At 71.4% G+C, this 1,079-nt stretch carries 2 protein-coding genes; one reads left to right on the top strand and one right to left on the bottom strand.

Annotated features, from left to right (window positions below):
* On the bottom strand, positions 1-262 hold a 262-nt coding region (locus G6027_RS16180), incomplete at its 3' end, for an enoyl-CoA hydratase-related protein (RefSeq protein WP_182638052.1).
* Positions 263-371: 109 nt separating this feature from the next.
* Between G6027_RS16180 and G6027_RS16175 the strand changes: the two genes are divergently transcribed.
* Positions 372-1,079: acetyl-CoA carboxylase carboxyltransferase subunit beta (locus tag G6027_RS16175; protein WP_277612355.1), on the top strand; the 708-nt coding region annotated here is incomplete at its 3' end.

Genomic DNA, 1,079 nt, shown 5'->3' with positions numbered 1-1,079 from the left:
CCACGGCCCTGAGCATCCCCGCGTGGGCGTCGTAGAAGTCCAGGTTGTAGACGCCGCCGGACAGGTCGGCGCCGGCGCAGAAGGCCGTCCCCGCCCCCGTCACGACGATCGCGCGGACCGGGTCCTCGCCCTCGGCCGCGGCACCTGCGGACTCGATCGCCTCCCGCAGGGCCGTGCACACCTCTGCGTCGAGGGCGTTGCGGGTGCTGTGCCGGTCGATGGTGACGACGGCGACGGAACCGTCCCTGCGTGTGTCGATCATGGCGGGGGGCCTCCTGGTACGTCGCGGCCTGGTGCGTCGCGGGGGTACTACCCTGCACCCCGCGACCGACGATACCTGCTGGTGAACACGCCCACCGTACGATGCGTCCATGGCACGAACCGGAGCTCTGCAGATCCTCGACATGGTCCTCGACGACGGTTCGTTCCGGTCCTGGGACGGCGCTCCGCTGCGCTCGCCCCAGGTCGACTCGGTCCCGGGTTACGAGGCCTCCCTCGAGCGCGCGGCGCGGGACTCCGGGGTGGACGAGTCCGTCATCACCGGCGAGGGGACCCTCCTGGGTCGGCGAGTCGTGTTCATCGCCTGCGAGTTCGACTTCCTGGCCGGGTCGATCGGCATCGCGGCGGCCGAACGGATCGTGTCCGCGATCGAGCGCGCCACCGCCGAACGCCTGCCGATCCTGGCGTCCCCGACGTCGGGTGGGACCCGTATGCAGGAGGGCACGATCGCCTTCCTCCAGATGGTCAAGATCTCCGCCGCCGTGGCCGGGCACAAGTCGACGGGACTTCCCTACCTGGTGTACCTGCGCCATCCGACCACCGGCGGAGTGTTCGCCTCCTGGGGGTCGTTGGGCCACGTCTCCGTCGCCGAACCCGGCGCACTGATCGGGTTCCTCGGCCCCCGGGTGTACGAGGCGCTCTACGACTCCCCCTTCCCCGAGGGCGTCCAGGTCTCGGAGAACCTCGCCCGCCGCGGGATGATCGACGGCGTACTCCCTCCCGAGGGGGTCCGGGACCTCACCGCCCGGGCTCTGCGTGTGCTCTGTGAGGACCCGCCGTCCGAGGAGGAGCCGGCGCCG

Origin of the sequence: Dietzia sp. SLG310A2-38A2, assembly GCF_014145095.1 — a bacterium.
In the GTDB taxonomy this organism is placed as follows: domain Bacteria; phylum Actinomycetota; class Actinomycetes; order Mycobacteriales; family Mycobacteriaceae; genus Dietzia.
The sequence above is the reverse complement of the archived record's forward strand: the minus strand, read 5'-3'. Positions and strand labels throughout refer to the sequence as shown.